General features: G+C 58.3%; 21 protein-coding genes. 9 read left to right on the top strand and 12 right to left on the bottom strand.

Annotation, left to right across the window (positions count from 1 at the left end; translation table 11 throughout):
* Positions 1 to 9: 9 nt before the first annotated feature.
* From ACH2ED_RS23905 to ACH2ED_RS23925, 5 genes are read right to left on the bottom strand one after another with little or no spacing between them, the layout of a single operon-like run.
* Positions 10 to 834 carry a class I SAM-dependent methyltransferase gene (locus tag ACH2ED_RS23905; RefSeq protein WP_395095266.1) on the bottom strand — a complete coding sequence of 275 codons (825 nt, stop codon included), beginning with the start codon at positions 832 to 834 and terminating at the stop codon, positions 10 to 12.
* Positions 824 to 1,522 carry a biotin--[acetyl-CoA-carboxylase] ligase gene (locus ACH2ED_RS23910; RefSeq protein WP_395095267.1) on the bottom strand — a complete coding sequence of 233 codons (699 nt, stop codon included), beginning with the start codon at positions 1,520 to 1,522 and terminating at the stop codon, positions 824 to 826. The genes ACH2ED_RS23905 and ACH2ED_RS23910 overlap by 11 nt, the downstream gene beginning before the upstream one ends.
* Complete coding sequence (gene nadC / locus ACH2ED_RS23915; protein WP_395095268.1) at positions 1,519 to 2,358, bottom strand: carboxylating nicotinate-nucleotide diphosphorylase; 840 nt, start codon at positions 2,356 to 2,358, stop codon at positions 1,519 to 1,521. Before nadC ends, ACH2ED_RS23910 begins: the two co-directional genes overlap by 4 nt.
* Complete coding sequence (locus tag ACH2ED_RS23920) at positions 2,355 to 2,753, bottom strand: type II toxin-antitoxin system death-on-curing family toxin (RefSeq protein WP_395095304.1); 399 nt, start codon at positions 2,751 to 2,753, stop codon at positions 2,355 to 2,357. The genes nadC and ACH2ED_RS23920 overlap by 4 nt, the downstream gene beginning before the upstream one ends.
* Positions 2,746 to 2,976 carry an AbrB/MazE/SpoVT family DNA-binding domain-containing protein gene (locus tag ACH2ED_RS23925; RefSeq protein ID WP_395095269.1) on the bottom strand — a complete coding sequence of 77 codons (231 nt, stop codon included), beginning with the start codon at positions 2,974 to 2,976 and terminating at the stop codon, positions 2,746 to 2,748. Before ACH2ED_RS23925 ends, ACH2ED_RS23920 begins: the two co-directional genes overlap by 8 nt.
* Before the next feature lie 54 nt (positions 2,977 to 3,030).
* Between ACH2ED_RS23925 and ACH2ED_RS23930 the strand changes: the two genes are divergently transcribed.
* Entirely contained in the window at positions 3,031 to 3,888 is an 858-nt protein-coding gene (locus tag ACH2ED_RS23930) for an SMP-30/gluconolactonase/LRE family protein (protein WP_395095270.1), read from the top strand.
* A gap of 27 nt (positions 3,889 to 3,915) precedes the next feature.
* Here ACH2ED_RS23930 and ACH2ED_RS23935 read toward each other — a convergent pair whose 3' ends face one another.
* On the bottom strand, positions 3,916 to 5,973 hold the full coding sequence (locus ACH2ED_RS23935) for a prolyl oligopeptidase family protein (protein ID WP_395095305.1): 2,058 nt from the start codon (positions 5,971 to 5,973) through the stop codon (positions 3,916 to 3,918).
* 1,149 nt (positions 5,974 to 7,122) lie between these two features.
* Here ACH2ED_RS23935 and ACH2ED_RS23940 point away from each other — a divergent pair.
* From ACH2ED_RS23940 to ACH2ED_RS23960, 5 genes are all read left to right on the top strand, one after another.
* The gene (locus ACH2ED_RS23940) at positions 7,123 to 8,178 is read left to right on the top strand and encodes an acyl-ACP desaturase (RefSeq protein WP_395095271.1); all 1,056 of its coding nucleotides are present in this window, start codon (positions 7,123 to 7,125) and stop codon (positions 8,176 to 8,178) included.
* Positions 8,179 to 8,185: 7 nt separating this feature from the next.
* On the top strand, positions 8,186 to 10,663 hold the full coding sequence (locus tag ACH2ED_RS23945; RefSeq protein ID WP_395095272.1) for a thiamine pyrophosphate-dependent enzyme: 2,478 nt from the start codon (positions 8,186 to 8,188) through the stop codon (positions 10,661 to 10,663).
* Positions 10,664 to 10,875: 212 nt separating this feature from the next.
* A complete protein-coding gene (locus ACH2ED_RS23950; RefSeq protein WP_395095273.1) occupies positions 10,876 to 11,556 on the top strand; it encodes a tetratricopeptide repeat protein in 681 nt (226 codons plus the stop codon).
* The gene (locus ACH2ED_RS23955; protein ID WP_395095274.1) at positions 11,553 to 13,406 is read left to right on the top strand and encodes a tetratricopeptide repeat protein; all 1,854 of its coding nucleotides are present in this window, start codon (positions 11,553 to 11,555) and stop codon (positions 13,404 to 13,406) included. The genes ACH2ED_RS23950 and ACH2ED_RS23955 overlap by 4 nt, the downstream gene beginning before the upstream one ends.
* Positions 13,407 to 13,415: 9 nt before the next feature.
* Entirely contained in the window at positions 13,416 to 14,342 is a 927-nt protein-coding gene (locus ACH2ED_RS23960; protein WP_395095275.1) for a hypothetical protein, read from the top strand.
* A gap of 245 nt (positions 14,343 to 14,587) precedes the next feature.
* On the opposite strand, the gene ACH2ED_RS23965 is transcribed toward ACH2ED_RS23960, so the two are convergent.
* The 6 genes from ACH2ED_RS23965 to kynU form a co-directional block, all read right to left on the bottom strand.
* Positions 14,588 to 15,901 (bottom strand): DUF1552 domain-containing protein, encoded by a 1,314-nt coding sequence (locus ACH2ED_RS23965; RefSeq protein ID WP_395095276.1) that lies wholly within the window; start codon positions 15,899 to 15,901, stop codon positions 14,588 to 14,590.
* Between the two features lie 244 nt (positions 15,902 to 16,145).
* Positions 16,146 to 16,586, bottom strand: a complete 441-nt coding sequence (locus ACH2ED_RS23970; protein ID WP_395095277.1) for a hypothetical protein — start codon at positions 16,584 to 16,586, stop codon at positions 16,146 to 16,148.
* Positions 16,587 to 16,588: 2 nt separating this feature from the next.
* Positions 16,589 to 17,218, bottom strand: a complete 630-nt coding sequence (locus ACH2ED_RS23975; RefSeq protein WP_395095278.1) for a hypothetical protein — start codon at positions 17,216 to 17,218, stop codon at positions 16,589 to 16,591.
* A 162-nt stretch (positions 17,219 to 17,380) separates the two neighbouring features.
* Entirely contained in the window at positions 17,381 to 19,708 is a 2,328-nt protein-coding gene (locus ACH2ED_RS23980; RefSeq protein ID WP_395095279.1) for a DUF1592 domain-containing protein, read from the bottom strand.
* A complete protein-coding gene (locus ACH2ED_RS23985) occupies positions 19,705 to 21,693 on the bottom strand; it encodes an alpha-amylase family protein (protein WP_395095280.1) in 1,989 nt (662 codons plus the stop codon). The genes ACH2ED_RS23980 and ACH2ED_RS23985 overlap by 4 nt, the downstream gene beginning before the upstream one ends.
* Positions 21,694 to 21,743: 50 nt before the next feature.
* Positions 21,744 to 22,889 (bottom strand): kynureninase, encoded by a 1,146-nt coding sequence (gene kynU / locus ACH2ED_RS23990; protein WP_395095281.1) that lies wholly within the window; start codon positions 22,887 to 22,889, stop codon positions 21,744 to 21,746.
* Between the two features lie 71 nt (positions 22,890 to 22,960).
* Between kynU and ACH2ED_RS23995 the strand changes: the two genes are divergently transcribed.
* From ACH2ED_RS23995 to ACH2ED_RS24005, 3 genes are read left to right on the top strand one after another with little or no spacing between them, the layout of a single operon-like run.
* Positions 22,961 to 24,304 (top strand): ABC transporter substrate-binding protein, encoded by a 1,344-nt coding sequence (locus ACH2ED_RS23995; protein WP_395095282.1) that lies wholly within the window; start codon positions 22,961 to 22,963, stop codon positions 24,302 to 24,304.
* Complete coding sequence (locus ACH2ED_RS24000) at positions 24,301 to 25,206, top strand: carbohydrate ABC transporter permease (protein ID WP_395095283.1); 906 nt, start codon at positions 24,301 to 24,303, stop codon at positions 25,204 to 25,206. The genes ACH2ED_RS23995 and ACH2ED_RS24000 overlap by 4 nt, the downstream gene beginning before the upstream one ends.
* Positions 25,207 to 25,209: 3 nt before the next feature.
* A complete protein-coding gene (locus ACH2ED_RS24005; RefSeq protein ID WP_395095284.1) occupies positions 25,210 to 26,028 on the top strand; it encodes a carbohydrate ABC transporter permease in 819 nt (272 codons plus the stop codon).
* The last annotated feature ends 1 nt before the right edge of the window (position 26,029 follow it).

The following is a 26,029-nucleotide window of genomic DNA, read 5'->3' on the forward strand; positions in this document are numbered from 1 at the left end:
ACAGCATTCTCACTCTTCTGGTGCAGATTTTTCCGAATCTTGCACAGAGAGGATCCCGTAGACCACGCGGCGAGCCTTTGCCCCTACCAGCTCCGTGATCCCAAAGTCCGACAGTTGCGCAGACCAGCGCGCCGCCTTCACCACCACGCGCCGCCGTGCGATACGCCGGGCGTGGGTGAGTGCCTCGGTTGTGAGCGGGCTATGGTCGCCAAAAGCCTTCAGCGGCACGAGTGTCTCCTCGGTATCCACCGCCACATCAAAGAACGGATCGAAGTAGACCACATCGTAGCGCTTGTCCGGGCAGGTTTTCAGAAACTCCAGATGATGGCCCAGATGGATCACTTGCACCCGGCGCATCGCCTCGTTCAGCGCCGCTTTATCGGTCTCAAACACTTTCAAGCCCTCACGCACCACAACCCCTAGCTCCTGGCTGCCCTCGATTCCGTGTACCTCGCCGGTGTCGCCCACCACATGGGCACAGAGCGTCGCCTCGCCCGCGTAGCCCAGCGTGCAGTCAAGCACCGACTCCCCGGGCACAAGCTGCATGGCTTCGAGGAGATAATCGGGCTGGCCCCGCAGCACATTACGCAGGCGCATCGCACCTAAATTAGGGTGGAAGAAGACTTCGTTTCCGGCACGGTTTACCAACAGCAAGCGCCCACTCTGGACAACCAGCGCTTTCTGCGCGTCCGGGTAGCGCCCAAAGACCACGGGCATTCCCTCGGCGTGCCGTCCTGCCACCTCGCAGCCAAGCTCTCTTGCAAAGTGCTCCGCCCGCGCCCGAAGCGCGGCATCGGGCTTATGGCTGGTGGTGACGATCAGCTCAGTCCTCACCGAAGATTACCTCGGAGGCTAGAATCGTATGGAGCGAGCCGTTTGGGAGCTCCAATGTGACATGGCCCGAGGCGCTAAGCAGAGCCACTTTGCAGAGCATGGGCTGACTATCGAGCACAAAAATCCGCCGGGCCTCGGTGTCAAGAAGCGCGTGCCAGTCTGGAAGAGCCGTGTACAATCCCTCTTGCCGCCACGCCCTCCAGCGCTCGGTGAGGCGCTCCCAGATCGCCTCTTGCAGCACTTGGACGTTCGGGCCGGTCTCCAGCGCAATAGCGATTCCTTCCAATTCTTGCGGCCAGACGCGGGGGAGTACATTCACCCCCACTCCGATGAGGGGCGTGTTGTTCTGCGCCTCGATCAGCACTCCGCCGAGCTTGCGGTGATTCAGGAAAATATCATTGGGAAAGCGTATTCTCACGTCGAATCCGAAGCGACGTACGGCCTCCACGACGGCCAATCCCACCAGGGGTGCCAGCTCCCAGAGCTGCTCCGGGGCAACAGGCTCCCCGACTGCTGTAAACGCGACATTTGCACCGACAGGTGCTGTCCAGCGCCGCCCGAGCCGCCCCCGCCCCACCGTCATGCTCCGTGCCGTAACAACTGCGCCGGGCTGCGTCAGGAACTCCCGGGCGCTGTCTTGTGTGGAAACACAGCTCTCCAGAGCGATCAGCGGCTCCCCAAACCTCACTCGGTAAAGTCCAGGGAGATATCCAGCGCCGCCGCGGAGTGCGTGAGCGCCCCGACGGAGATAATGTCCACGCCCGTCTCCGCGATCCCACGCACCGTGGCAAGGCTCACGCCCCCCGATGCCTCGGCAAGCGCTCGCCCCGCGATCTTCGCCACGGCCTCGCGCAGCATTTCATTACTCATGTTATCAAGCAGCAAAATATCCGCGCCCGCAGCAATTGCCTCGTCCACTTGCGCTAGATTCTTGCACTCGACTTCGATTCGCAGAGGATGCGGGGCATGCTCCCGCGCACGTGCCACACACGCAGTAACTCCACCACCCGCCGCCAGATGGTTGTCTTTAATCAGCACACCATCACCCAGACCGTAGCGGTGGTTGTGCCCGCCGCCACAGCGCACGGCATATTTCTCTAGCGTTCGCAGGCCGGGTGTGGTTTTACGCGTGTCCACGATCCGCGCTTTCGTCCCGGCCACGATATCCACGAATTTCTGGGTCAAGCTCGCCGTTCCAGAGAGCCGCTGCGAAAAGTTCAGCGCCACCCGCTCCCCCGTGAGCAAGCTCTGCGCCGGGCCCGAGATAGTTGCAACGATATCGCCGTACTGCACTCGGGTGCCATCAGCGACCAATGGGGTGAAAATCACCGTGGGGTCTACCAGCTTAAATGCACAGGCCGCGATCTCTAAACCACAGATCACCCCCTCCGCCTTCACGAGAAAAACGCCACTTGCTGTGTTCTGGGCGGGCACGGAAAGAAGCGTCGTCACATCCCCCGCACCAATGTCCTCGATCAGCGCCGCCCGAACGGTGTCTTCGTATTGAATCGGTAGTAGTCTCATCTCTGCCTCGGCTCCGAGTGGTTCCTGAACCAGCTTGCCAGTTCCTCTTCGTCCCGCTCCCCTGCCGCAAGCTGCTCAAAGACAACTGCGTTTTCACTCTGTGGTGTCGTCACGCGATAACCATTCACCCAGAGGAAACCGAAGGATACTACAAGAGCCGTACGTTTATTACCATCAACAAAGGCATGATTTTTAGCGGTCCCATAGGCATATGCTGCTGCTAGTGCCGCTAAATCGGGTGCAGGCTCACCATAGCTCCAGAGATGCTGTGGACGAGCTAGTGCCGACTCTAGAAGCCCTTGATCACGCATTCCCGTCCCACCCCCATGCTCTGCAAGCTGTTCGTCATGAACTGCCACTACCCAGCGCAAAGAAACCCATCTTGGCTCAGTCATCATGACCTGCCAGACGGTGCAGAGCGTCCCTGTTCTCACGCATGATAATACGAGCCGCCTCCATATATTCATCGAAATCCGGGTCGTAGGGGGAGACTTCATAGCCATTCTGAGTCTCTCGCAAATAGAGCGTATCGCCTTTTTCCAGCTTCAGGTGATCCAAAACATCTTTTGGCAAGATCACTCCTGCCGAGTTTCCGACACTAACAATTTTTAGTTTCATAGCAAAAGTTATAACATTTGTTTTAACACTTGTCAAGGCGGGTACACTGTGCGCATGAACACCAATTCTACTCCCTCTGTGATTGCCCCGGGCGCGGCGCTTGAGAAACTCGCCGGAGAGTTTTCGTTTACCGAAGGCCCCGCCGCTGATGCGAAAGGCAATGTCTATTTCACCGATCAGCCCAATGATCGGATTATGCTCTGGAGCCTTGACGGAAAGCTTTCTACTTTTATGCAGCCCGCCGGGCGCTCGAACGGGATGTTTTTTGACAAGGCCGGGAGCCTCTGGAGCTGTGCCGATGAGAACAACCAGCTCTGGAAGATTGGGATGGACAAGAAAGTGACAGTTGTTGTCAAGAGCGATCCCGACGGCAAGCTGCTCAATGGCCCCAACGATGTCTGGGTGCACCCGAAAAAGGGCGGCTACTACTTCACAGACCCACTCTATGTCCGCCCCTACTGGAAGCGCGACCCTGCCCGTCAGCCCGCTGGGGAGTATGTCTACTTTGTCAGCGCGGACTTCAAGACACTCAAGGCTGTGGCCACGGATCTCAAAAAGCCCAACGGTATTGTGGGAACGCCCGACGGCAAGACACTCTACGTGGCCGATATCGGAGACAATAAGACCTACTCCTACAAGATCGAGAAAGACGGCTCCCTCTCGGGCAAGAAGCTTCACTACGCACTCGGCTCCGATGGCATGACGCTCGATAACGAGGGCAATCTCTACCTCACGGGCAAAGGCGTCACCGTGGTGGATAAAAACGGCCAGCTTATCGAGAACATCCCCGTCCCCGAGGGCTGGAGCGCCAATGTCTGCTTCGGAGGCCGCGATCGAAAAACCCTATTTATCACCGCCAGCAAAGGGCTCTACGCCATCAAAACTCGCACTCACGGCGTGGATAACCCGTAGCCCGATAAGCCCACCCGGGGAGACGACTTACATTCCCAGGGCACGCATCACGAAGGCAAAGACATCAGCTTGCTCCTCAATGATCTTTGCAGTGGGTTTCCCCGCGCCATGCCCCGCCTTGGTCTCGATCCGAATGAGCGTGGGCGGGCCGCTCGGGTCTTGCGCGGCCTGGAGCCGTGCCGCGAACTTGAAAGAGTGCGCGGGCACCACTCTATCATCATGATCCGATGTCGTGATCAGTGTCGCCGGGTAGCGCGTGCCGGGCTTGAGATTGTGGTACGGCGAGTAGGCCAGCAGCGCCTTGAAGTCCGCCTTGTTAGCTGGGTCACCGTAGTCGCTCTTCCAGGCCCAGCCAATCGTGAACTGATCGAAGCGCAGCATGTCTAAGACGCCCACGGCGGGCAGTGCCACGGCAAAAAGCTCCGGGCGCTGGGTCATGCACGCTCCCACTAAGAGACCACCGTTGCTACCGCCCGCAATCGCGAGCTTCCCCGGGCGCGTGTACTTCTGCGCGATCAGCCACTCCGCGCAGCCGATAAAGTCATCGAAGACATTTTGCTTACGCAGCTTCGTCCCCGCCTCGTACCAGTCCTTGCCATACTCGCCGCCACCGCGAAGGTTCGCCACGGCGTAGACTCCCCCTTGCTCCAGCCATGGCACCATACTCAGCGCAAAACCCGGTGTCAGCGAGATATTGAAGCCCCCGTAGGCATAGAGATAGACCGGGTTGTTGCCCGTGAGCTCTAGCCCCTTTTTGTAGGTGAGGAACATCGGTACTTTGGTGCCATCTTTACTGGTGGCAAAAACTTGCTTTGTCTCAAACTGGCGCGGGTCGAAGGCGACTTTGGGAGATCGGAAGACAGTGCTCACTCCCTCCTCGATATCGTAGCGGTAGAGAGTGGTCGGGCTGGTGTAGCTGGAGAAGGCAAAAAACGTCTCCGTGTCTTCTCGCTTGCCATCAAAGCCACTCGCGGTTCCGATTCCTGGCAGAGCCACCTCACGCAGCAGCTCTCCCGTAGCAAGGCTATGAAGCCGAACCTGTGAGCGTGCATCTTTAAGGTAGCTGACAATCAGCTTATCGCCAAAGATGCTTGCCGACTGAAGTGTGTCGCGGCTCTCGGGGAGTATGGGGCGCCACGCGGCTGCGCCCGGGGTGCGGCTGTCTACGGCAATGAGTTTCTTAAGCGGTGCCTCTTTGTCGGTAATCACATAGAACACTGAGCCGTCGTTGCCCACTACGCTATAAGACGCATCCCCGGCGGTCAAAAAATCGCGAACAGGGGCATCAGGCCGGGTTAAGTCCTTGAGAAACAGAGAGTTGCGCCGCTCGGTGCCCTTGCTGGCATAGATCACGAGCCACTTACCATCCTCGCTAACGCTTCCTCCGAGGTTCCAGTCCGGGTGGTCCGGACGCTCGTAGACCAGAGTGTCGGCGCTCTGGGGCGTTCCCAGCGCGTGGTAGTAGAGCTTGTGGTTGTAGTTGGCTCCCTGAAGTGCGGTGCTCGCTTCGGGGGCGGCGTAGCGGCTGTAGTAAAATCCAGAACCGTCCTTGCGCCACGAGGCGCCGCTGAACTTGCCCCACTCGATCTTGTCGGAGAGGTCTTTTCCTGTGGCCACATCGCGGACATGCCACTCCTGCCAGTCCGAGCCGGAGCGTGCAATTGAGTAGGCAACCAGGCCACCGTCCTCGGAGATGCTCATCCCTCCCAGCGCCACCGTGCCATCCTCAGAGAGGGTGTTGGGGTCAATCAAGATACGCGGCTCCGCCTCCAGATCGTCCGCGACATACTGCACCGCCTGGTTCTGAAGACCATCATTGCGGCTGAAGAAGTAGCGACTCCCGTGGCGGCTCGGCAGACCGTAGCGCTCGTAGTTCCACAGCTCCGTCAGGCGTTTCTGGAGCACCTCGCGGGCAGGGAGAGCTTTTAACAACGCCCCCGTCGCCTCGTTCTGCGCGCTCACCCAGGCCGCCGTCTCATCACTGTTGGCATCTTCCAGCCAGCGGTAGGGGTCGGCCACGCTCGTGCCATGGTAGGTATCGGTCACGTCTACCGTTCGGGAGGTCGGATAAATCACTTTGGTCATAGGAGTAATCGGGTTTACTGTGCGCGAGGCGCTGGGTTTAGGGGTGGGTTTAGGAGTCGGCGGTGTGGCAACTGCAACCGCCACCTTCCCGGGAGCCGCCGTGGCCTGTGAGAGTATGAGTGGCAGCTCGGTGCCAGGTCCGACGCGTGCGGAGAGGGTTGCCGTCCCGCCACCGACTTTATACTGGACGAGCCCCAATCCGCTCCCGGGGAAATCCGCTGAGGCCACGGCCTTGGGCAAGGTCTTCCCAAAGGGCTTCGCCGCCGTCCCCAGGAAGAATCGTCCTCCTGCCAATGCCCGGCTCTCTCCATTGACTAACAGCAGCTTTGTCCCCACGGCCTGTACACGAGCCTGCACGCGAAGATTTAAGACAGCAGCACTGACCTCGGAGAGCGCCGTCCGCAGCCGTGCAACGGGCAGGCCAGCCACTCCCTCGATATCCGAGAGTGCCTCGTGCACCCGCTCGATCACCCGGTCCGGCTTGGCACGCCCACAGAACTCCTGAGCCTCGCCAATCTTTGCACGTGTGCTAATAAGCTTCCCGGGCAGTGCCTGCTGCGCGGCTCGACACGCAGCATCAGCCTCCGCCAGAGTCTCCACAGCGCGGACAAAGAGCGTCTCCCCCGCACGAACAAAGATAGTCTTTGAGACAGTGCCCGGCTGGGCAAAAAACACACCGCCCGCTTTCCAGGCACGGGTACTCTCGTTCTCGCTGCCCGCCGCGAACTCCAGCCGCCACGCACCACGCTTGAGCTTGAGTTTCACCTCCACCATCGCATTTTCCGTGGGGCTAGGATTGGTAACTGCCAGCCCGAGATACGCCGCCCCCCGTGTCACCCAGACGACAGAGTCGCTTCGGGATGCCTGCCCGGCCACGGGGTTTTCCAGGCCCGCCCAGGCGGCAAGAGGTTGCTGCCAGCCCTCCATCGCCGCCGCCTTCCCATCCGCTGGGGAGGCAACAGTCTGGTCAGCCGCCACCGCGTAGTTCAACGATGCCTGGTAGGTCTGTGCCTGGGCCGGGGCAACAATCGCCACACACGCCACGATACCGATCCTTCGCATGGCTTGTATTGTACCGCAGACCCCAAATAGGGACTTTGGTCCCATGCTCTTGCCCCCTGTCAGAGATACGATATGCTGGTAACGACCATGAAAAATGACCAGAATGACGAGCTGCCAAACGGTGGACAAAACGACGATGAGACAATAGCTGATCTCTGCGCCAACGGACGTACCCACTGGCCCGACGAGCCTCTAACGCCTCAGAAGAGCACCAGTATCCAGTGCCAAATTGAGGAGGCTTTCTACGAGCAGTACCTACGCTACTTCCAGAATGCCGAGGAAAAACGTCGCTGGAGTGTCGTGGACGACATTCCCTGGGCCGAGGCACAAGGCAACGCCTCAGAGCTGGTGGTCTCGATTTTGGAGTCGTTCTGCGCCGTGGAGTCGTTCTTGCCGGACTACACCAGCAAGATCATGGCACTGATTCGCCGCTCGCGGGGCCGGGCGCTCTTCCAGGCCAACTGGGGCTACGAAGAGAGCAAGCACTCGATGGCACTGGAGCGCTGGCTGATCGCCTCGGGCAAGCGCACCGAGGACGAGATGAAGGATTTCGAGCGCTCGCTGCTGGGGGCCGAGTGGAACCTGCCGTTCGAGACACCACGCCAGATGATCTGCTACACCATGATCCAGGAGCTCGCCACGGGTCTGAACTACATCAACCTGCGCCGCCTGGTTCACCAGACGGGCGAGGGCGACCCCTGTCTCGATAAAACCCTGCGCTGGGTCTCCGCCGACGAGAGCGCACACTATAACTTCTTCCGCAAAGGTGTCAAGACCTACCTCGCACTCGATCCCGAGGGCACGATTGTGGACCTGAAGTATGTCTTCGATAACTTCGCCATGCCCGCACACGCCCTGATACCCGAGTGGGAAAAACGCGGTGCGGAGATAGAGGCGTCGGGGATCTACGGCCCCAAGATGTATCTGTCCAAGATCCGCAAGCCGATTCTGGAAGACCTACAAATTAGCCGCACACAGCTCAAGAGCGCCGGTCTGCCTTCACGTGAGGCCGACGAGATCGCGGATCGGATCGAGACGAAAGAGGAGAAAGCCCGGCAAGTGCTCTATCCCCGGCTGATCTCGCTCCCCACCATTCCCGCACCGAGGCCCAGCACCTCTAAAACCCTGCTCACGGTACAATAGGGGCGCTATGCCAAAGTCTATCTCCATTGTCCCGGAAGATGTTCGAAAACCGGGGCAAGTCACCTTCGATCCCATTCCCGTCAATCAGTACCAGAAGTCCCTCACCGAAGAGCGGGGGCGCTACTCCGACTCCGACCTGCGCCGTATCCACCGAGATATGGCTGTTATCCGAGTCTTTGAGAGCCTGCTGCAGGAAGTCAAGACACAGCGTCAGTTCGGTGGCCTCGTCTACGACCATCGCGGCCCCGCGCACCTCTCAATTGGTCAGGAAGCGACCGCGGTAGGACAGGCCTATCTTCTCGACACCAACGACCATCTCTACGGCTCCCACAGAAGTCATGGGGAAATTCTCGCCAAGAGCCTCTCCGCCATTGATAAGCTCGACGACGAGACACTTCTGGAGATCATGCGCAGCTATGACCATGGTTCCGTACTGCGAGTTGTGGAAAAAGACGCCGCGGCGGACACGGTTCAGAGCCTCGCGATTGACTTCTTGCTCTACGGCACCCTCGCGGAGATCTTCGGGCGTGAAACGGGCTTTAACAAAGGCATGGGCGGCTCCATGCATGCCTTCTTTACCCCCTTTGGTGTCTTCCCCAACAACGCCATTGTCGGGGGATCCGCGGATATTGCCACGGGCGCGGCGCTCTACAAGCGGGTGAACCAGAAAAAAGGCATCGTGATTGCCAATATCGGTGATGCAAGCGCCAACTGCGGCCCTGTCTGGGAGGCGCTCTGTTTTGCGACCATGGACCAGTTCAAGACCCTCTGGCCCGAGCACGTACGCGGCGGCCTGCCAATTATCTTTAACTTTGTCAATAACTTCTACGGGATGGGCGGCCAGCCCGTGGGCGAGACCGGCGGCTTTGGCGTCCTAGCACGCCTCGGAGCCGGACTGAACGCGGATCAGATGAACGCGGAGCGCGTGGATGGCTACAACCCCCTTGCGGTGATTGATGCCATTGCACGCAAAAAAGCGCTGATCGAAGCGGGCGAAGGGCCGGTGCTTCTGGATACCGTCACCTACCGGTTTAGCGGCCACTCTCCCTCGGATCAGTCCAGCTACCGCGAGAAATCCGAGGTCGAAGCCTGGCAGCGCGTGGATCCACTGGTGACGTTCCGTGAGGATCTGATTACAGCAGGTGTCGCCTTGCGCCAGGACTTCGAGGCCGAGTACGCGCATCTGGATAGCATTTTGTTCCGTGCCTACAAAAAAGCCATTGACCTGGATCTCTCGCCACGTGCCAACCTCTTTGCCGTCGGTAACTTGTTAGAGAGCACGATGTACTCCAATGAGAACGTCGAGAACCTCGACTCAAACCGCGCTCCGGAGACGCTTCTCGCAAAAGCCGACAACCCGCGCACCAAGCAGCTCGCCAGCAAGAGCCGCACGGGAATCGCCGAGGACGGCAGCTATCTCTCGGACGCGCGCTGTGTCGGCTTGAAAGACGCGATCTTTGAGTCGGTCTTTGATCGCTTCTACGCCGACCCAACATTAGTTGCGTATGGGGAAGAGAACCGCGACTGGGGCGGCGCGTTTGGCGTCTACCGTGGCCTGACCGAAGCGCTTCCCTACCACAGACTTTTCAACTCCCCCATCTCGGAGGCCGCGATTGTGGGCACCGCTGTGGGCTACGCGCTCGAAGGCGGACGGGCACTGGTGGAGCTAATGTACTGCGACTTCATGGGCCGCGCGGGCGATGAGATCTTCAACCAGCTCGCCAAGTGGCAGGCGATGTCCGGGGGAATGCTCAAGATGCCCGTCGTGCTCAGAGTTTCCGTGGGAAGTAAGTACGGGGCGCAGCACTCGCAGGACTGGACAAGCCTCGTCGCGCACATTCCCGGCCTGAAAGTGGTCTTTCCGTCCACCCCCTACGACGCCAAGGGTCTGATGCAGTCCGCCCTCACCGGCACGGACCCCGTGGTATTCTTCGAGAGTCAGCGCCTCTACAACATGCCCGAGCGCTTCAATGGCCTAGCAGGCGTTCCCCTGGAGACCTACACCATCCCGATAGGTGAGCCTGAGGTGAAAAAGCCAGGCAAGGACATCACCATCCTGACAATTGGCGCGACCCTCTACCGTGCACTAGAGGCGGCAACCGTCCTAGAGGAAAAGTGGGGCATCTCGGCGGAGGTCATTGATGCCCGCTCGCTCGTGCCGTTTAACTACGAGCCGGTGATCGCCTCCGTCAAGAAAACCGGCAAGATTCTCCTCGCCTCCGACGCCTGCGAGCGCGGGAGCTTTTTGCACACGATGGCCTCGCATATTGGGCGCGCAGCGTTTTCGTATCTGGACGCCCCGCCTATGGTCATTGGAGCGCGCAACTGGATTACCCCGCCCGACGAGGTGGAAGATGCCTTCTTCCCCTTCCCGGTGGACTTCCTCGACGCCATCCACACCCATCTCCTGCCCCTCGACGGCTACGAACCCAAGCGCCCCTGCGACGAAACCGACCTGCTGCGCCGCAATATCGCCGGTGTGTAGCCTCGCCACACTCTGGTGGGCAGTTCCCGACGAGCAGCGAGAAGAGCGGGTGGGAAAGTGAGCATCCTGTGCACCTGGTGACGCTTTCCCCCTACTGTTTTGGGCGCACGACGGTAGACGATGAGACCGGGTTTCGACTTACGTCAGAATTTGAGTGACCTGTAACGCTGCCGTAACGATCTTTCTCTATTCTATAAGACAAGAGGAAAGTTATGAATACCAAGGGGTTCGTTTTTCCGGTCGTCGCTGCGCTAATGATCAGCGCACCTGTCTTCGCTCAGAGCTCGAAACGGATCACCGCGCAGCACCAGCGCCAAAAAGAAAAGCTACAGGCGCGCCTGAGCCGGATTCGAGGGGGTGACACGCGCACGGCAGAGCAGGTTCTTGCGGAGTTCGAGAGTGATAAGAAGCTGGGCGTTCTCGATAAAGATAACTACTTCGACCGAGCGCAGGTCTACTATGAGCAAGGAAAACTCGACCTTGCGATTGCAGATGCGACAAAAGCCATTGCCCTCGAAAAAGACTTCCCTCAAGCCTTTAATCTTCGTGGGATGATGTACGTGAGCCAGAGGAACGTTGAAAAAGCCCTCGCCGACTTCAATCGTGCCGTCGCCCTTCAGCCCCTGCGCGCTTTCTATGTGCGCAACCGAGGCGATCTGCACTTTTCCCTAATGCGCTTCAACGAGGCGTGGAATGACTACAACACCGCTGTCGATCTCGACGGCACCACGGCAGAAAACTACTTCAAGCGTGGTAATGCCAGCTTAAGGAAAGGCGACTACGGTGCCGCCATCGTGGACTATGACAAGACACTGGAAATCAGGCCGGGCTTCGAGGATGCCCAGAAAAATCGGGCGATTGCTCAGCAAAAGAAAGGAACTACGCCTCAATGAACCGATTCTCTTTTGTTTTCCCTATCACTGCTGCGCTCACGGTTGGATCCCCTGTTTTTATTAGCACGCCTGCCCATGCTCAGTCCGAAGACGAACTCAATAATCTAGCCATGGCCGCACTGAAAGCGGAGCGCTGGGAGGAGCTGGAGCGGCTCAATACAAAGCTCATTGCCATTGATTCCCAGTGGTTTCCCTACTTTACGAACCGGGCGATTGCACGCCTCAACCGAAATCACTTCACAGAGTCCATTGCAGACAGCACCCGTGCGGAGGCTCTGGTTCTTCTGAAAAAGGGCACGGCGCGCGAGCATGCGATACAGGTGACGCATCGCTGCCTTTGCTATATCCTGCAAGGCGATCCCATTCGTGCCGTGATTGAATCCACCATGGCCTGCAATATTGACGACACACACGCCAATGCCTGGAAAGCACGTGCCGAGGCATTTTACGCGGTGGGCGACTACGATAAAGCGGTGTACTATCTCGGCGAGGCACAGAAGCGGGATAAGAGTATCAAGCGTACTTTTTCCCAGGCGGAGGCGAAGCAGAACGCTCGAAAACACACGAGCATTGATGTAAACGCCGATACGAGCGCGGATGAGGCACTAGGAGCGAAGGCGCTGAAGGAAAAGCGCTACGCCGATGCCATCGCGCCCTACACGCGGGTTATTGAGAAATGTCCGACGGCGGTGGGGAGCTGGCTCTATCGGGGCGATGCGCACTACGATCTCAAAAACTACGACAAAGCCATCGCGGACTGGACGACAGCCTTCTGCATTTTTCACACCACGGAAGCTAGCCCGGAGACACTTAGTGACGTTCTGGTAAACCGTGCCAACGCCTACCGGCTCTCCCGCCCCGCGCTGCTTGATGAAGCTCAACTAGACTGTGAGCTGGCGCTAAAGTTTCAACCCGGCGACAAACGCGCCCAAACGGTTCTGGCGAAGATAAAGGAAACGAGAGAGGAGAGCGATCCTGAAGCTCTCCAAAAGTTCGCCCGAGACGTGCTTATCGTCGCAGATTCGAAAACCTCGCCTGACGATTTAGCTAAGGCCATCAAGAATTTAGATAAAATCACGGCACTGGATCCGAGTGACGCAAATGCTTGGTGGTGGCGTGCTAAAGCGGAGCTCGTGGACATTCCAGGGAAACATCCGGCGAACAAGGACGCGGCACTCACTTTCTTCGATAAGGCCGTGGCAGCCGATCCTGAGATGACGTACGCCTACTACGCTCGTGCCATGCTACGGCTCGAACTGATTCAGGATAAGCATCTTGACAAGGCAAGTGCCACTGCGCAAATTGTGCGTGATCTTGACAAGGCGATTGCACTAGCTGCCGCCGATCCCTCCGATTTCATTCGCAATGCGGATGCCTACTTTGAGCGTGGGAAGCTCAGAGTAAGCAAAGTCGAGGCAATCGCTGATTTCACGAAGGCGCTGGACGAGAACTCACGGGACTCGGAGTATCTCACCGCGCGCGCTCAAGCCTACGAGACGCAAAAAGACTGGCGCAGTGCCCTCAAAGACTGGCGGACGCTTCTGATAGACCATCCCACTGCGGCGACTTTTGCCCACGCTGCGGATCTCTTGGTCGAGCTGAAAGACTTTGAGGGCTCGCTGGCCGACTACGGGAAAGCCATCGCACTTGAGCCTGCAAACAGTGACTATTTGATTGGACGGGCACGTGCCTTGCGGCTTGCAGGCAAGAAGCTGCTGGCCTTGGCGGACTACCAGAAAGCCAGTGCACTGAACAAAGCCGTCCCTAAGATCAAACCCGATCTCTCCAACGTTTCCGAGATAGAAAAAGCCCGCGTCAGTTCCTTGAACCAGACTCCGGGCGGAAAGTAAGGAATTAGAATGATGTTTCGCCGATACCAACAAGGAATTGTTATTCAAGACACCACCTCTGGATGTGCTGTTACCTTCCCTGCCCAACCTATGGTCGTTGAGGATAACTCACGGAACTCCGTCTCGCATCTCTACAAGCTGACCCGGCCCGAGGGGAGCTACGCTGCCGCGATCATCGGACCGAAAAAGGAAAAAGGCGTCGGGCCAACAGCGCATAACACGCTCAAGGAGCTGAAAGAGCTTTTTGTGCCACTGAAATACGTAGACTCCTCTCACCCCATTGCGTTTGGTTCCTGTCCCGGCTACGAATTTGAGGGCAAGCTCCCCGAAGGTAGTCGGCAGAAGGGGCGTGTGGTACAGGCACTGGGCACGATCATCCTACTGGTTTTTCTGGGCGATAAGGCAGATTTTCCGCCGGAGTGTGACGCGTTTCTCGATTCGCTCACTTTCCTCGTGGATGGCGCGCTTCCCACCGGGCGCAGCGATGCTACTCACATTTCCTCAGACTCCGATCTGGACAGTAAAAACGGTGGCTTCTTCACGACACCTCGGCTCGATATAGATCGCTCGAAATCTCACAAATACGATATAGCTTTTGAGCTGAGCCGTGGGGACACGCTCTGGAATGGAGTGGTGAGGCTGCCTCCCGCGAACAAGCGCAACGAGGCTCTCGCGGACAAGCAGCTAGAGCAGGTACGCGATGAGCTGATCAAGGTAATTGGGCTGAAGAAGACTCGTGAGCGGCGCTTTCGGATGGGGCCAGCCGAAGGCATTGAGTGGGAGAGTATAGCTAAGGTGGGAGGTGTCCGTGGGCGTGTTTTTGTTCTGGGCGATGCACTCTATGCCTACGTCTACGCTTCCAAGAGCTTTGAGAAAGACAAAGCCGACGAGTTCCTCAACTCCGTTCATTTTGTCTTTGGCAAACCGCTGCCTTAAGGGAAAGCAAGGCCGATGTTAAACGCGCTGAAATTCAAGCAGGACAAGAAATAGCGAGAGCCACCGGAAACACTAGGTTTCTGGTGGCTCTCTATCCGGAGTTTTTTGCTCCCAACCCACTCGACTAAAGCAGGTTAGTTGCGTCCGACCCCGGAGGCGGACGTGAACGAATAGTTCAAGTTATTACGCCTCCTTTCGTCTGAGATACTTCTCTATCGCCAGGCATAACAAGCTTGCTAAAGATCCTAGCTAAGATTTAACGGCCCCTCGCCGCAGAAGTCCGGGTTGCCGAACTTGGTGATTTTATGATCGAATCCGTGCGCGAGCGACAGGAGCAGGCGGTTGTGCGGAACACGAGTGAATTTATACGAGCGCCCCATCGTGAGGCCGGGCATGTTGCCCACACACACAAAGGGGATATTGTCCAGAGTGTGCGAGTTGCCTTTGCCTAGCTCGTTGGTCCAGACAATCAGCGTGTTGTCGAGCAGGCTCCCCGTACCACCCGGCTCAGGCGTCTCGGCGAGGCGCTTGGCAAGGTAGGCGAGCTGCTCACAGTACCACTTATTAATCTTTGTGAGCTTCTCTTGCGCGTCTTTATTGGTGTCGGGCTCGTGGGAGAGATCGTGCTGGCCTTCTTGAATCCCGAGCCAGCGCATGCGTGCCTGCCCGACGGAGTTGGTGTACTGGAACGTGGCAACGCGGGCGAAATCTGCGGAGAAGCTACGCACCAACAAGTCAATTTGCAGCTTGCTGAGCTGCGGCATGGCGTCGTTGTCGCGACGCACACCGGGCTCTAGTGGCGGAACAGGGTGCCCCACATCCACTTTGCTGGCGGCTTGCAGTTCTTTTTCCAGATCGCGCACCAGCGCCGTATGCTCCTCTAAGATCTGCCGGTCTTGCGCGGAGACACTCTTACGGAGCGTTTCGAGGTCGGCCTTGAGATCATCGAGCACACTCTTGAGGCTCTGCTGGTCTTTGAGGCGTCCGTAGAGTTTGGCAAACATCTGGTAGGGATCGTCAATCGGCGAGATCGGCTTGTTGGCCCCCGCGTAGCTCATGCGGGTCCAGGTGTCGGCGCGCTCGGGCACCATGACACCCATCTCTAGCGAGCCGAAGCGGGTGCGGGTAGCGGGGCTAGCCTGCAAGAAGTTCTTGATCTCTTGGTCTATCGAGATGCCACTCGACCAGCCCGCCGGAGTGTCCGAACCGCCCTGGACATTGCCGGGAAACAGCTCGACGCCCGTGAGCAGACACCCGATGCCGCGCATGTGGCTGTCGCCATCGCCGCGCACCCGATCACAGACTCCGTTTAAGATCAGCGTGTTTTTCTTAAACGGCTCCAGCGGCGTCAGGCTCTCCTTGAGAGTGAAATTCTCCCCTACTTCATCGGGCCAAAAAGTATTAGGGACAATGCCGTCGGGCGAGAACAGCACGACAAGGCGCTGCTTGCGCTTGCCCAACGTCTGCGCGTGCGCCAGCGACGGCAGATTCGCCAGAAACGGAAGCGCGGCGGCACTGAGGCCCAGCTCGCGCAGAAAGTCGCGTCGTGTGTTTTGCATCGTGATTTTATTTTACCCCACTCTGATAAGATAGGTTCCTGATGCCTACTCTCCCACCATGCTACTCTCCCACCGAGTTTTCCCAGCGCGGCACAGCGATCTAGGAGCGTGAGATTCGCGCTCAGCTTGCCGTCCACGATGCGGGAAAATTTGTCGCGATTGACATTGAGACGGGAAACTGGGAGCTAGACACCGACGATTACACGGCGCAGACCGCGCACATCACCGACGCCGCCTTCCCGGACTACGATAAGTCCAATGCCGCCCTACGTGCGGAGTTCGGCTTGCCAAAGACAAGAGCTTTCCGACCTGTGAGTGAGTAAAGGCGTTGCCAGAAATGATAGGCTCCCATACCACCAACCAGATACCAAGTCATGTCCCACGGATCACCGACAAATCGGGGAGAAAGCCAAGGAAGCAGGAGCTCGAAGATAATACTCCACCCTGCTGTTGGCACGAGAACCTCAATCCATAGTGGTGGTGCATCGGTCTTACGCAGCCCTACTTTGCGTGAGAGCCAGAGCAAGATCGGCAACCAGAACGGGACACAGATAAGATCATTGAAGTGCTCGTGAAGAAATCCTCCGTGTGTCAGTGGCCGCCCCACAAAGCGATTCAAGAAATACAGCACCAAGCATACCAAAAACAAAGGGTCGCGCAGATAGCCGAAAGGACGAGCAAACATGCTCAGTGCCCCGTCGGAACGTCGAGTGCGGCCATCACGACTGCCCCAAAGACGGTCAACGCAAAAATTGCCATAAGCCCACCATAGTTCAGTACACGCCCAATTGGTTCTCTCTGTTTTGGTGATTTCTCCTCCGTGGAGAGAATCAGAGAGAGAAACCAGAACGCACCATTGAGCGCACAGATCGCAAGACATGTCCGAAGATAGTCATCCGTCCAAGAGTGCCCAAATCCCTGTAGAATCTGAGCAACCGTCGGTCTAGGCGGATGCTTCGTCTCTGATGTGTAGTCTTCATCTACCCCTTCCCCACCAAGTTTTCCATCTCTCCCAAGCGTTGTCAGAATCGCTTTTCCTTCATGGCGTTCATAGAGCAATGGTCGCTTCCAACTATCGAGATTTTCGTCTTTAGTCAAAGGAAGATCGGCCAAGGATGCCGGGAGTTTTCCATGATCTTTCTCATACTCCTGAATGCGTTGGTTCACCCGATACATTGCCATCCAAGTGGAGCCGTTATAAAAAGTACGCCCCGTAAGAATCTGTGGAAGACTTTGCAGAACCACAAGAGCAGTTATGAGAAAGGCCACCAGCCCCACTAAAAGAGCTACGCCAATTCGTTTTTTATCCTTAACCATATCCCTTAAACGTACCATATTGCCCTCCAGTTACGCCCCATTGTAACGGGATTAACCATCTCTGGTTCTGGTTCGTAAACGACCCGTCTGCCTATTACGCGATCCTGCGGATCTTTCGGATTTGGTACGTCCGCAGGATGGTGTAACCCTGGGACGGGTCGTTCACGACCCGGCAGAGGCCACGACGGCGATCTCGACGAGGAGTTTTTTGATATTAAACCCGCTCTCCACGAAGCGCTTCTGAAGCTCCAGCGATGTTTTCGGGCCATAGGCGCGGATGGATTGCTTGGTGGTGTACTGGAAAAGTCGCTCGACAAACGTGGCGTGGACTTCCTCGCTGCTCGCCAGAAACTCAGCCAACTCGCGTGCGCCGTTGAACTTGGCGACCGGGCCTTTGCGGGTCTGGTAGGTTCCCGTGGCGTCAATGACTTGCTCGTTCTCTTTTTGCCGCAGCCGCCCGATGGCATCGAAGCGCTCCAATGAGAAGCCCAGCGGGTTGATCATGTTATGGCAGGTGACACACGCGGCGGGCTTGGTCTGAATCGAGACGCGCTGGCGGGTGGTGAGCTTGGGCTGAAGCTCGGCGGCGGCGGGCGTGACGGCAATCGGGGGTGGAGCAAGCGTGCGCCCCAGGACATTGCGCGCTAATAACACGCCCCGGTGGATCGGGGAGCTGGTGCCAAGATAGGCGAAGCTGGCGAGCACATAGGGCTGCGTAAAGACCCCGGCACGCTCGCGGCCATCCAGGCTCACCGGCTGGAACGACGCGTCGGACGAGAGACTCGCGCCGTAGACTTTCGCCAGCCGTCCGTTTAAGTAGACCTTGTCGCTCAGCAGTAGCTCGCGGAAGTCGGATTTCTCACCCCAGGCCGTATTCTCCAGAAACAGCTCTAGCGACGTGCGCAAGTCCGATGCGGCGGCGGCATCGAAGTCGGGGAAGCGTTTTTTGTCTTTCTCGAGATCCGGGTAAGCATCCACTTTCAGCCACGTCAGCAAGAACTCGCGCATCTTGCTCCAGGCACGCGGGTCGGTCAGCATCTTCTCCGCTTGTGTGCGAACGGCCTCGGGAGTCGCAAGATCAGCTTTAAGTAGTGCCTCATCGGGCAGCGAGTCCCAGAGCGTCAGCGCGAGTTTGGAGGCCGTGTTGTTCTCGCGGTAGAGGAAAAATGGGGATTTGAGCGTGAGCAAGACCACGCGCTTGAGAGCTGCCTCGGTGTCAGGCGCTTGGGTGAAGTGCCGCGTCACGTAGCGCTCCACTTCAGGATCCGTGAGTTTTCGACGGAAGGCACGCTCGACAAACGTGCGAGCAAAGAGCTTCTCGTCCATTCCCCACTTGCGACTCGCCACAAACTGCGCTGTCTCCAGCGCGGCGTTGGTGACGGCTTCATCCCAGGCTTTCGAGACCATGCTACTGCGCTCGTAGCCCATGCTCCGATCCTCAGGGGGGAAGAACGTGTTGACCAGAAACGTCTCGGGGACACTGATGGGAACCAGACAGCGGCTCGGGATCGGCTCGTCGGTGAGGTGCGGGCGCTTCCAGGCCAGTGTCACAAAGGCAGGTGGAGCGGGCTTGCCCTCTTTTTTCTTGGTATCATCCACCCCCACCGTAGATTTCGAGAACTCTAGCCGAATCGGGTAGGTCCGACCTCCCAGCAAATAAATCGGGGCACGAAACTCCGTGTCTTTGCCGGACTTGATCCAGGCATCAATCAGGGATTTTTTACTATCGTTCACCCAAAGCTGCACGGCGTGATCGCTCCTGACCACCAGCTCGTACTCACCCGTGTCGGGGGCCACGAGGCTGCCTTCCCAGCGAATGGAAAACTGATGCGGCTCGAACTGATCGGCAGTCGGCCCCGCCGTCCCGAAGTCAAATACAACCTGTGCATCGGTGCGCTGCAAGACCCGCTCGTTGTTGTTAAAGCGCTTGGCCTTAAAGTACTCCGCCTTCAGCCCACGCTCTACTCCAAGATTCGCACTACCGCGAAAGCTCCCCACCAGATCGGCGACCGCGCTCTTGAACTGCCGTGCCGTTAACCGCGAGAGGCTCACACGGGCGGGCCGGTTGCGCTCCTGAGCAAGAGGCGAGTAGAAGGCATCTTGCATAAACGCCGCCACCAGGCTGGCATCGGCAGCGGCGATATGCTTCGGCCCCGGCGGCATGGTTTTATTCAGAAAGCTCGCCAGCTCCCGGGTCGTCTGACTCCCGATCAGCGCCTTGCTATAGCCCACCCCGCCCTCGCCTTTTGCCCCATGGCACGGCGCACACTGCGCCGCAAAAAGCTGTGGACCGGTTAGTCTTACAGATTTAGCCAAAGCGGGCTTGGCTTTTTGTTTGGTCTGGGCAACCCCAAGCCCGGTGAGGGCAAGAGTAAGGCTGGTTCCAAGAAAGAAAGCCCGCCCCCTACCCCCCGCCCGGCGGGGGGAATGCAAAGAATCGGACTCCTTATTGTCCCCCCGCTTGCGGGGGTTAGGGGGCAGGCTGGTCACTTCACCTCCACCATGGCGTGGCCATTGACGGTCGGGACGGTGAACTTCACTGCGCCGTTCTCAACCGTAAACGCAAGCGCCGCGCCGTCGGGGACAAGTTTGACGGCAGAGACAGGCTGACCGAGACGCACAGTAACCTCAATGTTGTGCACCGGGATCACGTCCTCGATCACATCGAGGGCTTGGCCACGCCGCTCGGGGATGTAGTGGAGCAAGTGAACGATGTGCCGACTCTCAGCCTCTTGCCTGTTGAGCGTGGCAAGCAGCGACGACGGCCCTTTGACGCTCAGAACGGGCCTAGGCAGGAGCATCTCAATGGCGTCTTTGAGCAGAGTCTTCACCCAAAGCGGGGCATTGAGCTGGTACTGCCTAAAAATCGGGTGGGCGAAGTAGATTCCCGCGCCGCTTGCCACCACGGCGGGGTACTTGCGCTCCCCCGACGACGGCGTGTGGGCATGCGAGCAGAAGTGGCGCCACGTCCGGTTGAAGTAGGGCACTTCTGCCCAGCAGAGCACGCTTCCGCCATTAGCGGGTGTCACTTCCAGCGCTTTCTGGTACATCACGTGGCCGGTCTTGGGTAGGTTGTCGCCAATCCCATTGCCGGGCACGATAAAGTCCGGTGAGAACGGTGCATCGCCGATAGCCTTCACGCCCAGCTCGCCCGTGACAAATTGCCCGTCGCTGCCCAGGCCGGATTTGTAGGAGGCGATCACGGTGCCACCGTTGTAGACAAAGGCATCGAGTTTACTGGAGAGGCGCGTGTCGAAGGGAATCTCATCGGGGAGAATTAAGAGCTTGTAGCGCATCCAGTCGGACTGACTGTCAATGATATCGAACTGGATGCCCAGCTCCTGCAACATCCGAATCCCACCGTGAATGTGCGCCAGATTGCGGCCACTGTGCGGGCTGTACTCGGTGAACTCCTCACTGGTCATCAGCGCCACATCGGTCACGGGCGTTGCCCCCACGCACCACGGTTCTTTAGCCTTCACCTGGCCATAGACCCCGCCAATTAAGTCGTAGGTCGCGGCATCTATCTTGCCTGAGGGGTGAAGCTGATCGCCAATTGAGCACTGCGCCGTGAGCGCAAGCATGTGAAAACACTCGAACTCCAGCGCTGCTGGGTTCTTGAAGCTATGAAAATCCCCCCACGAGGTGTGGAACTTGCCGGTCATGCCGAGGCACGGCAACCCGAGGGTTCGGGCGTAGCGCTGCGCCTGTGGGAAGTGCAGGTAGCCCCATCCCCCCGAGGGCAGCGACTCCAGCTCCCAGTGCGTGTAGCTCTCAGACTCACTTCTATGGCGCGTCCCGACATGGCCGGAGTTATAGAAAATCGTGCAGTCCAGGCTGAGTTTACGCACAAACGCTGTCATCTCCGCTTGCCAGTCTTGAATCACTTGCGTGGCGAAGCGCTGCCGATCCGAGGCGTCCTGTGGGTTTAGCCCCGCCGCGTCCAGCGCCGCGATCCAGTGAGGCGCAAACGAGACGCGCGGTCCGACGATATCAAAGAACAGGCCGTCTACTTCAGGGACGCACGCAAATAAATCTTTCACATGGTCAAAGAGAAACTGCCGGTAGCCCGGATGAAACACATCCAGCACGCGGTAGAACCCCGGCTCGAAAGGCTTGGTGCCGCTCTGGCGTCCATCCTCTTCGATCATCAGCCACTCGGGGTGCCTTTCTGCCGTGTAGTCGTCCCACTGCACGGTGGTGTAGATCGGCACGCGGATATTCTTTGCATGGCACGCCATGATCTGCGCGGGCAGTAGATTCTTGTTACTCAGATTGGGGTGGACGCGCTCGGGGTGTGCCTTGCTGTCGTAGTAGAGCCAGCCGTGGTGACAGCGGGCAAAACTGGTGATCGAGTTCACGCTGGCCTTCTCCAGCGTCGCCGCAAACTCAGCGGCATCAAACGCGGCACCAATGCCAGGAATGTCAGGAGACGTATGGAAATCCAGGTGAACCTGGCGAAATCGCAGTTGCATGGTGCTTCATTCGTCACCGAGGGAACGAGTTCCTCTCGCTGAGGGCTTCGCTACGGCACCAGTCCAGACTCATCATCAAACTCCTCACCGAGTGCCAGTGCGGCGAGAAGCGCTATTGTCTTCCGACAGTCGTCCTCACTTGTGTAGAGTGGGTGCGGGGCGAAACGGATCAGATCGGGTGGACGGTGATCCGGGATGACCTCGTAGCGGCGCAGGGCCCGGCACAGTGCGGCGGCTTGCGGGTGACGAATGGCGATGTGTCCGCCGCGCTGAGCGTCTTCGTAGGGTGTGGCGATAATAAAACCTGCCCTCTGCGCTTCGGCACGCAGAAGCGCCGTAAGTGCCAGGGATTCCTGGCGCAGACGCTCGATGCCGTAGTCTGCCAATGCCTTTGCCGTGGCCTCAAGCGGAGCGAGGGACAGAACATGTGAGGTGCCGAGCTGGAGCCGTGCGGCCCCCTCGGCGGGCTGGAGGGTTTCATCGTTGGCAAAAAGAGCATCTTTGCGGCTCCCAAACCAGCCCTGCATTCCTGGCGTTTTGTCGTGGTGACGTGGGTTCAGATAGAGCCCGCCGACGCTTCCCGGCCCGGCAGCGAGCCATTTGTAACCACACCAGAAGGCCGCGTCGCAGCCCCAGGCATCGAGCTGGTGCGGAACAATCCCAATCGAGTGCGCCAAGTCCCAGAGGAGCACCACGCCATGGCGATGTGCGGCAGAAGTTAAGCGCGGCATGTCCAGAAGCCTTCCCGTTGTGTAGACCACAGAGGGCAGAACAGCGCAGGAGAACTTCCCTGTGGCAAACGCCGCCTCGATAGTGTCTTCGTCGGCTACAACGGCTTCCAGCGCCTCGCTCGCACTCAAACCACAGAGCCGAAGCTGGCTTTGAATTGCGTAGCGGTCCGTGGGGAACGCTCCGTGCTCAATCAGCACCTTGCCCTTTTCCTGCTTCTGGTAGAGCGTCGCGAGAAGCTGATGGAGATTGACCGTGATCGAGCCCACCGCCACCACACTCCGCGCCTCCGCCCCGATCAGCCGCGCGAGTTGTGCCCCCGTGCGCTCCGCCAGAAAGAGCCACGGGTGCGTGCCTTCCGTCCAGCCATGAATGGCAAGCTCACGCCACTCAGCCAGCGTCCGCAGCACCGCCGCCTCGGCTTCGTGCGTACACAAACCCAGCGAGTTGCCATCCAGATAAATCATTGCCAAATTGTACCTACCCAAGATTTGATCTAATCGTTTAGACCCTCAGAAATTGTGTATAATACCGGACGATGCGTGCATTTCCTTACGGCCCAGCACCGCTGGCCATTTTGTGTCTCGCGGTAGTTTCGGGGGTCTTTCTGGCCAAAGATCAGGCCAAGAAAAAGACAGCGACCCTGACCTACTGGACGTTTGCCCGTCCGCACTACGAAGCCTATCAGAAGGCGCTTCCCAAGTTTTTGGAGGCGCATCCCGGTGTGAGTGTGGATCTGCAGCTCGTGGATGGCGCGGGGCTCAATCAGCGGCTGCGAGCGGCGTTTCAGGCGGACCTCGATGTCCCCGACATGGTGGAGATCGAGATCAGCGCTGCGGGGTCGTTTTTCCGTGGCCCTAAAGAGCACATTGGCTTTATGGACATCACGGATCGGCTCAAGAGCGAGGGGCTAGACAAGAAAATTGTCGCCAGCCGCTTTGCGCCCTACACAAACCGTGGCAGTATCTTCGGATTGCCCCACGATGTGCACCCCGTGATGCTGGCCTACAATCGAGAGAAATTTAAAGAGCTTGGCCTTGATCCCGAGAAGCTTGACACCTGGGACAAATTTATCGAGGCAGGCATTCGAGTCAAGCAGGCAGGTAAACAGTATCTCCTAGAGATGTCCGACACTGGCGGCTCGCAGCTGGAGCTGTGTCTTTTCCAGCGCGACGGCGGCTACTTCGACCCCGACGGCAAAGTGATCTTTGACAACGAGATCGGGATAGAGACCATGAAGTGGTACGTCCCACTCGTCGCAAACAAGAGCAAGCGGCAGATGGGCAATGCGCTCTCCAGCTCATTTGGACAGGTGATGACCCAGGCGCTGGAGACGGGCTATTTTCTGAGTGTGGTCACGCCCGACTGGCGCAGCAAGAGCCATGAAAAAGATGTCGGCAAGATGTCCGGGAAGATGGGCCTGATGCCGCTTCCCGCCATCACGCTCGGAGGTCGCCGCACCAGCACTTGGGGCGGGACGATGCTGGGGATCACTAAGGCGAGTAAGTCCCCCGATCTGGCGTGGGAGTTTGCCAAGTTCTTGTACCTCAATGAGAAAGACCTCGCCGAGCGCTACGCCGAGACCAATATTCTTCCACCGGTTCCCTCCGCATGGAGCCAGCCCGCCTTTGACCGCGCGTACCCCTACTACGGCGGCCAGAAGATCGGTAGAGCCTACGCCGCCCTCGCCCCGCAGGTGCCGCCGCAGTACGCCAGTGCCTTCGTCGAATTAGGCAAGGGCAAGCTGAGCCAGGCCCTGATCCAGTGCGTCGAGTACTACAACAAAAACGGCGCGAATGCTGCCTGGGACACCTTTGTACGCACTACCGTCAAGTCCCGCGCCGACGAAGTCCGCAAGCAAATGGCGAGGAATCCGTTTTGAGAGAAAGTTCGGCATTTTTTAAGAAGCAGCAGAAGCTGGCACCGTATCTGTTCGTCATCCCGTTTGTGCTGACGTTTTGTATCTTCTCGGCGTATCCGTATATTAAGAGCCTGACTTACTCGCTCTACGCCACGAGTGGGCCAAAAGACTCAAAATTTGTGGGGCTGGCGAACTACCAGTTTCTGTGGAGCGACCCTGACTTCTGGACGGCGGTGAAGAACACGGCGCTGTTTGCCTTTCTCTCCGTCGCTATTCAGCTCCCGCTCTCGCTAGGGCTGGCGCTGCTGCTCTCTCAGAAGTGGATCAAGGGCGTGCAGATGTGGCGGCTTGCCGTTTTTATGCCCAACTTAATGGGGCAAGTGGCGGTGGGTGTACTTTTTGGCGTCTTGCTTCAGCCCAAGTGCGGCCTAGTCAATATCGGGCTGGCGCAGCTTCTTGGGGTGAGCTGGCTGGACCAAAAATGGCTCTCGGAGCCGCAGAATGTTCTGCCCGCTCTAGTGCTTGTGACAGCGTGGATGAGCATTGGCTACAACATGATCTACTTTCTGGCCGCGCTCCAGAACGTGGATCAGGAGCTGATTGAGGCGGCAATGGTGGACGGTGCCAATGCCGCGCAGCGCTTCCGCGCCGTGACACTGCCCACGATTGCGCCCGTGATGGCCTTTGTGCTGGTGACCATGACCGTCGGTAGCTTCCAGCTCTACGAATTGCCAAGGACACTTCTCAACGGTGGCGGCCCGGACAATCGCGGGCTGACCATTATTATGTATCTCTTCAACAACGGGCTGCTCTCCGGCGATCTGGGCTACGCTTCGGCGGTGGGCTGGACGCTGGCTGTGATGCTGGCGATGATCTCTGGCGTTCAAATCTGGCTCTCGGGCACAGCAAAGAAGGAGGCGTAAGTCATGAAACTCTTCGCAAAGATTCTTACCTACGTCCTCCTCACGATTGCCGCCCTCTCCGCGCTGATTCCCATGTGGGAGCTGTTCACATCCACGCTGCGCCCGTCGGATAAAGTCTTCTCGGAGTACCTGCGGGCCTCAAACCCGACCCTCCAAAACTACAAAGACCTCTGGGAGCTGCAAAACCCCAACTACATCCGCTCGCTCTTTAACTCGCTGTTTCTGGCGTGCACGGGGGTAATTCTCCAGCTCTTCTTCTGCTCACTCGCGGGTTTCGCACTCGCCAAGTACGAGTTCAAGGGCAAGAAGATTCTAATGGCGGTGCAGCTCTTAACGGTCTTTATTCCCGGCGCGGTGACCCTTGGCCCCGGCTACCAGCTCATGTACCAGCTTGGCTTGGTGGATACCTATCTTGGGATGTTGATCGGCTCAGCGGGCAATGTTTTTGGGATTTTTCTGTTCCGCCAGGCCATGCTCGCCGTCCCCGATGAGCTGATGAACGCGGCGCGCATTGACGGCTGCACGGAGTTTGGCATCTACTGGAACATCGTCATGCCGATTGTGCGCCCCATGACCGGCGCGTTCTGCCTGCTGACATTCATGGGAAGCTGGAACGCCCTGCTCTGGCCCTCGATGATGCTCCAGAGCCAGCACCACCACACGCTCCCCATCGCGCTCTCCAGCCTCGTGGGCCTCTACAGCCAGAAGTACGGCATGACGATGGCGGGCACGTTCGTGATGGTGCTCCCGGTCGTCGTGCTGTTTTTAGTGCTCCAGAAAGAGTTCATCTCCGGCCTCACCAGCGGCGCCGTGAAGGGGTAAA

The sequence above is a fragment of the Armatimonas sp. genome (assembly GCF_043757465.1).
GTDB lineage: Bacteria > Armatimonadota > Armatimonadia > Armatimonadales > Armatimonadaceae > Armatimonas.

Excerpts from the sequence above, each read along its gene's own strand:
- nadC (WP_395095268.1), bottom strand. The coding sequence starts at position 2,358 with ATGAGACTACTACCGATTCAATACGAAGACACCGTTCGGGCGGCGCTG.
- ACH2ED_RS23920 (WP_395095304.1), bottom strand. The coding sequence starts at position 2,753 with ATGACTGAGCCAAGATGGGTTTCTTTGCGCTGGGTAGTGGCAGTTCAT.
- ACH2ED_RS23925 (WP_395095269.1), bottom strand. The coding sequence starts at position 2,976 with ATGAAACTAAAAATTGTTAGTGTCGGAAACTCGGCAGGAGTGATCTTG.
- ACH2ED_RS23930 (WP_395095270.1), top strand. The coding sequence starts at position 3,031 with ATGAACACCAATTCTACTCCCTCTGTGATTGCCCCGGGCGCGGCGCTT.
- ACH2ED_RS23935 (WP_395095305.1), bottom strand. The coding sequence starts at position 5,973 with ATGACCAAAGTGATTTATCCGACCTCCCGAACGGTAGACGTGACCGAT.
- ACH2ED_RS23940 (WP_395095271.1), top strand. The coding sequence starts at position 7,123 with ATGAAAAATGACCAGAATGACGAGCTGCCAAACGGTGGACAAAACGAC.
- ACH2ED_RS23945 (WP_395095272.1), top strand. The coding sequence starts at position 8,186 with ATGCCAAAGTCTATCTCCATTGTCCCGGAAGATGTTCGAAAACCGGGG.
- ACH2ED_RS23950 (WP_395095273.1), top strand. The coding sequence starts at position 10,876 with ATGAATACCAAGGGGTTCGTTTTTCCGGTCGTCGCTGCGCTAATGATC.
- ACH2ED_RS23955 (WP_395095274.1), top strand. The coding sequence starts at position 11,553 with ATGAACCGATTCTCTTTTGTTTTCCCTATCACTGCTGCGCTCACGGTT.
- ACH2ED_RS23960 (WP_395095275.1), top strand. The coding sequence starts at position 13,416 with ATGATGTTTCGCCGATACCAACAAGGAATTGTTATTCAAGACACCACC.
- ACH2ED_RS23965 (WP_395095276.1), bottom strand. The coding sequence starts at position 15,901 with ATGCAAAACACACGACGCGACTTTCTGCGCGAGCTGGGCCTCAGTGCC.
- ACH2ED_RS23970 (WP_395095277.1), bottom strand. The coding sequence starts at position 16,586 with ATGTTTGCTCGTCCTTTCGGCTATCTGCGCGACCCTTTGTTTTTGGTA.
- ACH2ED_RS23975 (WP_395095278.1), bottom strand. The coding sequence starts at position 17,218 with ATGGTTAAGGATAAAAAACGAATTGGCGTAGCTCTTTTAGTGGGGCTG.
- ACH2ED_RS23985 (WP_395095280.1), bottom strand. The coding sequence starts at position 21,693 with ATGCAACTGCGATTTCGCCAGGTTCACCTGGATTTCCATACGTCTCCT.
- kynU (WP_395095281.1), bottom strand. The coding sequence starts at position 22,889 with ATGATTTATCTGGATGGCAACTCGCTGGGTTTGTGTACGCACGAAGCC.
- ACH2ED_RS23995 (WP_395095282.1), top strand. The coding sequence starts at position 22,961 with ATGCGTGCATTTCCTTACGGCCCAGCACCGCTGGCCATTTTGTGTCTC.
- ACH2ED_RS24005 (WP_395095284.1), top strand. The coding sequence starts at position 25,210 with ATGAAACTCTTCGCAAAGATTCTTACCTACGTCCTCCTCACGATTGCC.